The following is a 7,954-nucleotide window of genomic DNA, read 5'->3' on the forward strand; positions in this document are numbered from 1 at the left end:
GGACCAGGGAGACGGGGGCGGTGGCGGTGGCGGTGGCGTGTCAGAAGGGGGGTTCACACCAGCGATCTTCGGTTGCCGTCCGGGGACGGGTCAACGCGGTACGTCGACCCAACGCGATACGCCGACGAGGGGAGCCGCCGCCCGCAAGCAGAGGATTACTCCCCTCCGATTCAAACGTGATCCATTTCCAGCCGTCGCCACCGAAGAACAAGCCATCACAGACATGAGACCCTCCCGCGCACACGCCCTCTTCACCCGCCATTGATGATGAAACGGCAAACGTGGGCCCACTCACTGCACAGAAAGGCAGCGTCGGGAAGCTCCGAGGAGATCCGATAGAGATCCGCTCTCTATGGACCGCAGGTGCCGCCCTGGCGCATCCGTGAGCGTTGAACCCGATCGACCGGTCGACGGGCGCATCGTCCTGGGACGTCTTCACGGGCCGGCCAGTGCAGTACGGGGCTCCCAACGTCCCCGCTCCAGGGCCGTAGTTGCTGTGGCAGACTGCGTCGACTGAATGGTCCACACCACGTGTATCTGGAGTTCGGTATGACGGCACAGGCGCCTCACCCCCCGATCGACACGAGCAAGCCGCACTCGGCCCGGGTCTACGACGCGCTGCTCGGCGGCAAGGACAACTATCCGGTGGACCAGCAGGTGGCCGAACTCCTGCCCATCGAGGCGAAGGTCGGCGCCCGGCAGCAGCGCTCCTTCATGAACCGCGCGACGGCCTGGCTGGCGGGCGAGGGCGTGACGCAGTTCCTGGACATCGGAACGGGCATCCCCACCGAGCCGAACCTGCACCAGACGGCCCAGGAACTCCGCTCCTCCGCCCGGGTCGTCTACTGCGACAACGACCCCATCGTTCTGCGCCACGCGGAAGCGCTGCTGGTCAGCCATCCGGAAGGCGTGACGGACTACGTCCACGCCGACGTCCGCGAGCCCGCGATCATCCTCGACGCGGCCCGCGAGACCCTGGACTTCGACCGCCCGATCGCCCTGTCGCTCCTCGGGCTGCTCCACTTCCTCCCTGACGCCGAGGACCCGATCGGCATCATCCGTACGTTCACGAACACCATGGCCCCCGGCAGCTACGTCGTGCTGTCCCACGGCGCGTCCGACGTGAACGAGGAGATAGGGCAGCAGAGCGAGGACGAGTACAAGAAGGGCGGCATCCAGCTGGCCCTGCGGAGCCGTGAGGAGTTCTCGCGGTTCTTCGAGGGCCTGGAGATCGTCGACCCCGGCCTGGTGAAGGCCCCGGAGTGGTTCAACGGCACGCCCGCGCCCACACAGGAGTTCAGCGGCATCTACGTGGCCGTGGCCCGGGTCCCCTGACCGGAAGCCTCCTCGGCACACGTGACGCCTCCGTGCGCGACCGGGCCGTCTACACGGTGGAGGGCGGCCGGCTCGTCGTCTGGGTACTCGCCGGCGCCCACCGCCGCGAGATCTGCCGATCTCTCTGAGCCCGCCGGCCGGCCCCACGGCGCAGACGGCCGGACACCGAGCCGGAGCAAGGCCGTGCCGTGCCCTGCCGTGGTGATCAAATCGTTGCCGCACCGCGCACAACCGCGCACCCCCCTCCCTGGTCTCCTGGTCAGCCGCGAGGAAAACCTCGGGCAGGCGCGCCCGCGCGCGCGGCCCCGGGCGGCTGGGGAGAGGACGGGTTCGACGTGAAGAGATCGACGCGGAGAGCGGTGGTGGCCGGTGCGGCCGCGGCCGTGTTCGCCGGAGTGGCGGCGGTGCCGGCCGGGGCGGCGGAGGGCGGGGTCGCCTTCTCCCGGGTCACGGTGAACGGCGGGAAGCCGATCGTGATCGGGGTCAAGAAGGAGGTCGAGCTGTACGTGACCTTCCGGATGACGACCAAACTCAAGCACAAGTCCTACCCGACGGTGTTCCCCTACCGGGGCAAGCTCGGCTCCAGCGAGACGCTGTGGAACTCCATCCTCATCAACGACTGCGTGGTCGTGAACAAGGCGAAGGGGATCTGCGACTTCGAGGAGTGGCTGACCATCGACCCGCGGCACTACGACTTCGGTAACGAGGACGCCGGCGCCTGGAAGACCGCCGCGCAGCTGTACCTCCCCAAGGGCAAGGAGGACACCGACGACATGAAGATCCCGTTGCAGGTGAAGCGGGCCACCCGTGTCACGGTCAACGCCTCTCCGGAGCCGGTCGTGAAGGGGAAGACGCTCACCGTGACCGGGAAGGTCAGCCGGGCGAACTGGGACACCCACACGTACCAGGGGTACGGGGGCCGCTCCGTGAGCCTGCAGTTCAAGGCCGCGGGCTCCTCCTCGTACAAGACGGTCAAGAAGGCGACGTCGAGCAAGACGGGAGCCCTGAAGACCACGGTGAAGGCCACCGGGGCGGGGACGTGGCGCTGGACGTACTACGGCAACACGACGTCCGGCGCGAGCTCGTCGGCCGGGGACAGGGTCGCCATCAGGTAGGCGCGGCCGGTGGAAGCGTGTCGGGGGGGGACCGGTCGCGGAGTACACGCTGCTCGCGGAGTACGGGTTGCGGAAGCGTTCCTCCGGTGAACTCGCTGACCCGGGCGGGTGAGCGCGACCGCCCGGGCTGCACCGGGGCCGGGGGTGACCGGTAGAACGCGGTGGTGATCAAGAACCTCAAGCGCGGTCTCAGCGCGCTCCCGCTCTCCCTCGCCCTCTCCCTCGCGCTCGTCCCCCTTCTCCCGCTTCCCGCCGCGCAGGCAGCTCCCGCCGCTCCGGCTGCTCCGGTGGCGGAGGTGACGACCCTGGCCGACGCGGTCGGTCTGCTGAAGGTGACCGAGGAGATCCGCACCGGTTACACCTCCTCGTCCTTCCGGCACTGGAACGCGGGTGAGGACACGACGGACGGGTGCGACACCCGAGCCGAGGTCCTCCTCGCCGAAGCGGTCGTCGCACCGACCGTCGAGCCCGGCTGCAAGCTGACCGGCGGCAGGTGGACGTCCTACTTCGACGGCCAGGACGTCGTCGGCACCGGGTCCCTGGACGTCGCCCACCTCGTCGCGCTCGGCGAGGCCTGGGACTCCGGCGCCTCCGCCTGGACCGCGGAACGGCGGGAGGCCTACGCGAACGACCAGGGGGCGGACGTCTCCCTGGTCGCGGTGACGGCACGCATCAACCGGCAGAAGGCGGAGAAGGACCCGGCGGACTGGATGCCGCCGTCCCCGGAGGTCCAGTGCCGGTACACGGGGGAATGGGTGGCGACCAAGCTCCGCTGGCAACTCACCGCGGACGACCGCGAGCTGGAAGCGCTGAAGGTGTACGCCGAGGGGCCGTGCGAGGACACCGTCGTGCGCTACGCGCCGGTGGCCTGACCCACCCGAGAACGACAAGCCGGCCCCGCTCACTTTCGTCCGGGGACAACGTCGCGGTGAAGTGATCCCCGCGGTGCCGGCGGGCCGGCGGTAGCGGCTGCGACGGGGAAGGTGTCGGGTCCACCACGACCGTGGCGGGCCCGGCGCCTCGGGTCCTGGCCGACCGCGAGCAGCGCCTAGAGGGCGTCCAGCTTGCGGCGCTCCCGCTTGTCGGGGTGGCGGACGACCACTCCGCCCGCGCCGCCGGATCCGGTGAGCCGGACCAGTGGCGTTCCCGGGAGTCGGTCGGAAGTGGTCTTGTCCGTCAGGCCGCCGAAGCCGGGATCGATGCCACCGGTGTCCGCGACCCATCCGTCGGGGATGACGACCGTGACACCGGACGTCTCCCCGTACGCCTCCACGACGACCTCCGTGAGGCGGCACTCGGTCCGGGTGAAGTCGAGCTTCACACCCCCCACGCCTCCGTGAGCGATCACGTGTCCCGGAACCTCCCAGCGCCCGGGGCCTCGGGACGCACCGAGCATGCCGCCCTTCAGCACCAGTGGCGACCGGCCCACCAAGGCCGAGCCCGTGGCCGGGGAGGAGTACGGCGTCGGCAAGTCATCGGTAAGAGCTGCCAGTTCGCCGTGCGTCCTGGCCGTCAGCGCCAGCTCCAGACGCGACTCCAGCTCATCGAAATCGATGCGGCCCTCGGCCGCCGCATCACGCAGCCGGTCCACCACGGCTTCCCGGTCGTCGTGAGAGGCGCGAAGCCCTCCTGGGGGAACAGGGCGCGGAGAGGGCTCCGGAAGCTGGGCTGTCATGGCCACAAGAATAGGCGGGCGGCGGGCGACCTCGTGGGGACGGCCCTGCCGCAGGGACTGGTCACGGGGTGGACGGCCGGGCGAACGACGGCCACCGGTCGGCGGCCCACTCCGGCCAGCCCGGCCACCCGGGAGGCGGGACGGAGCTCGCGCGGCCTTCCCGTTCCGCCGCGCCGGGCTCCTCGAAGTGCTCCCGCCCGTGGAGGATGTCGGCCTCGGCGAGCGGGTAGGTCTCCCCGGCGGCGGTCGCCCGGCGGTGGGCGATCCGGGCGCGTTGCGTCTCGTCGTCGACGGGCAGGTAGACCATGCGGAAGCAGGCCCCCTCCGCCTCCGCCAACCAGCGGATCGCGGACCGCTCGTCGCGGGACCAACAGCCGTAGTCCACGACCACGTCGGTCCCCAGCCGTACCGCTTCCAGGGCGAGCCAGAGCATGCGCCCCTCCAGCACGTCGCGCTTCCCGTCCGGCTCGGCCTCGCCGAACAGGGGGAGCATCCACTCGTCGGGCGTCAGGCGCAGCGCGCCGTGCTCCCCGGCGAGCTGCCGGGCTCGTGTGGTCTTTCCGGCCCCCGGCAGGCCGACCATCAGGAACAAGGTGGTCACGTCCGGATCGTGTCAGGTAAGCCGGACGGACCACCACTGTCTTTCCCCGGCGGGAGGCCACCGACGCCCCGCGGTGACGCGAACTCATGCGGCTCTTCGAAGAGTCGCTCAGCGACGTCATGGCCGGTCAAAAATGGGCAGAGTGAACGATGAACAGAAGGTCGTGGAAGCCTGGCGCGGCCTCACCGGCCGGCTGAGGTCGCATGCTCCGGTCTCCTGCGCTTCGCTGCTTCCTCCGGCTGCCGAGCCGGCCATCGAGGCTGGATGCCGTCCTGCGTACCGTGACCGAAGGGCCGGCGGATGCGATGGGCCCGCAGGTGCCCGGTCCGGTGCGGGGCTGCCTCGTCCGGGAGAACCCGGAGCATCCGCTGCTGGACGAAGCCCTCCCGTACTGGACGCCGATCCACTGACGCTCCTGGGCCCCGTCCGCCTTGCGGCAACCACCCCTGACCGTCATTTCACCGCTCGCCGGCCAACGGGACCGGCCGGCCCGGACAGTGACCACCCGTTCTCGCGGAGGCTTCAGAGCCGGTACGACACTCCCAGCTCAATGAGATAGCGCTTGGTCACCCGACCACCGTAGCGCCCGTCGATCAGGGCGGAGACGCACGCCAGCAGCCCGCTCCTGGCGGCTTCCGGAAGCGCCCGGTGGCCGGAGTAGGTCCGCAGGAGGTCCAGGTACTCCGCGGTGGTGTAGGTGAGTTCCCACGCGTGGCGGCGGAAGACGGTGCCGCTGAACCGCCCGCTGCCCGCCACCTCCTCCGCGTGGTCGGAATGGTCGACCTCACCGGCCGCCGGAGGCCGGATCCCGGGCGGCGTCGCCGGATCGAACCGTTCGTAGCAGCGCTGGACCTCAACGAAGAACTCCTCGGTGCCGCCCATCACGTGCTGACTGCGCACCACGGCGAGCGCCCCACCGGGACGCAGGGCATCGGCGGCCCTGTGCACGCGCACCGTCGGATCGATCCAGTGGAACGCGGTCGCCGCGAGAACCACGTCGAACGGCTCCGCCGGCAGTGGCCAGCTCTCGAACTCCGCCGTCACCACCTCCGCGGCCGGAGCCCCGGCCAGGTTGCGGCGAGCGATCGCGGACATGCGCTGCCCCGCCTCGACAGCGGTGACCCGACAGCCCAGCCCGGCCAGGGGCACCGTCGCCTGGCCCGTCCCACAGCCGATCTCCAGCACGCGACAGCCCGGACGGACCCCGGTGACCTCCGCGAGGTCGTCGTACAGCTCCGGCGGATATCCGGGCCTGGCCCGGTCGTACAGCTCCGCGTCGTCCTCGAAGGTCCGCCGCAGCAGTTCCCGCCGCGACTCCTCCGGGCTGTCGTCTCGTCGCGCATGCGCGGTGATATCGGGCACGCGGAGGATGCTAATCCCTAGGCCGGCAGGTATGGCCACCCCATCCGTGGTATCACAGAGGGGTTTTGCCGGGGCGCGTGTCCAGCGGGGTGCTGTGATGGCTGTGGGTTATCTGGTGACCGTGGTACTGGCCCTGCTGATCGTCGTGTTCTGCCTGGTGCGCATACGTGGGCCGCAGCCGCTCTTCTACTTCAGCTACCGGCTCGGCCTGGTCTTCAACGAGATCCCGCACGTCGCCCTCTACGCGCTGGTGGCGTCGACGGCGCTGGCCTTCTCCGAGGGCGACATCGCCACGACCGCCGACCGGGTGAACGTCGGGCTGGCAGCGGTCGCGTCCGGCGGGCTCGTGGTGGTCACCCGGCGCGGGATGCGGGCGGCCGCCGTGGTGCGTCTCGCCCTGGACGACGCGCTGGGCGCCGGTACGGGGACGCGCCGCCGGCCGCCACTGGCCCGCATCCTGCTCAGGCCCGTCCTGCGCCGCCGCCGTGACGTCAAGCGGGTGAGCAACCTCGGTTACGGGGACGGGGGCCGCCGCAACCTCCTCGACGTCTACCACCACCGCTCGCGCCCCGAGGGCGGCCCCGTGATGATCCACTTCCACGGCGGCCACTACGACCAGGGCCGCAAGGACACGCAGTCGCTGCCCCTGCTCTACCGGCTCGCCGCCCGGGGCTGGGTCTGTATCAGCGCCAACTACCGTCTACGGCCCGACTTTCCGCACCCCGCCCATCTGATCGACGCGAAGAAGGTCATCGCCTGGGCGCGCGAACACGCCGCGGAGTACGGCGCGGCGCCCCAGGCGGCCCTGTTCGTGGCGGGGAGCTCAGCGGGTGGGCACATGGCGGCGCAAGCCGCACTCACCCCCGATGAACCGGCCTACCAGCCCGGGTTCGAGGAGGCCGACACCTCGGTGACCGCCGCCGTCGTCCTCAACGGCTTTCTCGCGGAGTACTTCGACGGAGACCCGGCGACCTCGCCGGTGAACCTCGTCCGGGCGGACGCGCCACCGTTCCTCGTCGCGCACGGGGACCTGGACGAACTGGTGGACACCGAGAACCCCCGGGCCCTGGTCACCGCTCTGCGCTCCGTCTCCGCCTCGCCGGTCGTGTACGTCGAACTGCCCGGCGCGCACCATGCCTTCGACCTCTTCCACTCCTTCCGCTTCGAGGCGCTCATCGACGGCATCGAAGACTTCGCCGCGTGGGTGACCGCCCCGGGGAAGTCGGCCTGAGTCGACCTGAGTCACTCCGAGCCGACCTGCGTCAGTCCACGTCGGTCCGAGTGAGTCCGATTCGGTCTGCGCCGCTCTGCGTCGGTCTGCGTCGGTCTGACAAGGGGCCGGGCCGGGGAAGCGGGTCAGCCCTCCTGGTCCGGGGCGGTGGACCGTACCAGCGAGACGGGCTCCGTCTGCTGGTTGGAGGCGGAGACACGGGTGGTGTGGCGGGTGAGGCGCAGCCCCATGGCCGTGAGGACGTCCGTGTCGTAGAGCGCGCACAGGAGCGCCGCCGCGGCGGGCAACGACAACGGGGTGGCCGGATTGTGCCCCAGCAGAGCGGCCGTGTCCGGGTCGTTGAGGGCGGCCTGCCCCGCGTGAGCGAGTACCTGACGGGGGTCGTCGACGATGAGCTCGTCGATCTGGATCCGCTGGGCGCGGACGCGCAGGTCGAGCGGGCGGGCCGGGGTGGACCTCGGGATCCCGACGACGGACCGGAGCTCCGGGCGGGCCGGGCGGTTCAGGTGGGTCAGGTCGGTCAGGTTGTTCATGCGGTGGGCTCCAGAGAACGGGCCGCCGGAACGACGGTGCGCGGAACGGCAGTGCACGGAACGGCTGGGGCTGGGGCTGGGGCTGGCTCTTATACACATCTC

The 7,954-nt window shown here is 70.7% G+C and carries 9 protein-coding genes; 5 read left to right on the plus strand and 4 right to left on the minus strand.

The window, feature by feature from the left end; translation table 11 throughout:
- The first annotated feature begins 549 nt into the window (after positions 1–549).
- The 3 genes from HET64_RS33395 (at position 550) to HET64_RS33410 (ending at position 3,322) form a co-directional block, all read left to right on the plus strand.
- Positions 550–1,335, plus strand: coding sequence for an SAM-dependent methyltransferase (locus HET64_RS33395; protein WP_215110926.1), 786 nt, complete (start codon positions 550–552; stop codon positions 1,333–1,335).
- 335 nt (positions 1,336–1,670) lie between these two features.
- Positions 1,671–2,450, plus strand: a complete 780-nt coding sequence (locus HET64_RS33405; RefSeq protein ID WP_308370418.1) for a hypothetical protein — start codon at positions 1,671–1,673, stop codon at positions 2,448–2,450.
- Between the two features lie 161 nt (positions 2,451–2,611).
- Positions 2,612–3,322 carry an HNH endonuclease family protein gene (locus HET64_RS33410; RefSeq protein ID WP_215110928.1) on the plus strand — a complete coding sequence of 237 codons (711 nt, stop codon included), beginning with the start codon at positions 2,612–2,614 and terminating at the stop codon, positions 3,320–3,322.
- A gap of 176 nt (positions 3,323–3,498) precedes the next feature.
- Here the strand turns inward: HET64_RS33410 and HET64_RS33415 are convergent, their stop codons facing one another.
- Complete coding sequence (locus HET64_RS33415; protein ID WP_215110929.1) at positions 3,499–4,125, minus strand: DUF1707 domain-containing protein; 627 nt, start codon at positions 4,123–4,125, stop codon at positions 3,499–3,501.
- A 61-nt stretch (positions 4,126–4,186) separates the two neighbouring features.
- Positions 4,187–4,726, minus strand: a complete 540-nt coding sequence (locus tag HET64_RS33420) for an ATP-binding protein (protein WP_215110931.1) — start codon at positions 4,724–4,726, stop codon at positions 4,187–4,189.
- Between the two features lie 281 nt (positions 4,727–5,007).
- On the opposite strand from HET64_RS33420, the gene HET64_RS39725 reads away from it, so the two are divergent.
- A complete protein-coding gene (locus HET64_RS39725; RefSeq protein ID WP_285801929.1) occupies positions 5,008–5,136 on the plus strand; it encodes a hypothetical protein in 129 nt (42 codons plus the stop codon).
- Between the two features lie 112 nt (positions 5,137–5,248).
- On the opposite strand, the gene HET64_RS33430 is transcribed toward HET64_RS39725, so the two are convergent.
- Complete coding sequence (locus HET64_RS33430; RefSeq protein ID WP_215110932.1) at positions 5,249–6,088, minus strand: class I SAM-dependent methyltransferase; 840 nt, start codon at positions 6,086–6,088, stop codon at positions 5,249–5,251.
- A gap of 97 nt (positions 6,089–6,185) precedes the next feature.
- Between HET64_RS33430 and HET64_RS33435 the strand changes: the two genes are divergently transcribed.
- Entirely contained in the window at positions 6,186–7,319 is a 1,134-nt protein-coding gene (locus tag HET64_RS33435; protein WP_215110933.1) for an alpha/beta hydrolase, read from the plus strand.
- 125 nt (positions 7,320–7,444) lie between these two features.
- Here HET64_RS33435 and HET64_RS33440 read toward each other — a convergent pair whose 3' ends face one another.
- Positions 7,445–7,852 carry a hypothetical protein gene (locus tag HET64_RS33440; RefSeq protein WP_215110935.1) on the minus strand — a complete coding sequence of 136 codons (408 nt, stop codon included), beginning with the start codon at positions 7,850–7,852 and terminating at the stop codon, positions 7,445–7,447.
- Between the last annotated feature and the right edge of the window lie 102 nt (positions 7,853–7,954).

The organism is Streptomyces sp. McG3, assembly GCF_018619185.1.
GTDB lineage: Bacteria > Actinomycetota > Actinomycetes > Streptomycetales > Streptomycetaceae > Streptomyces.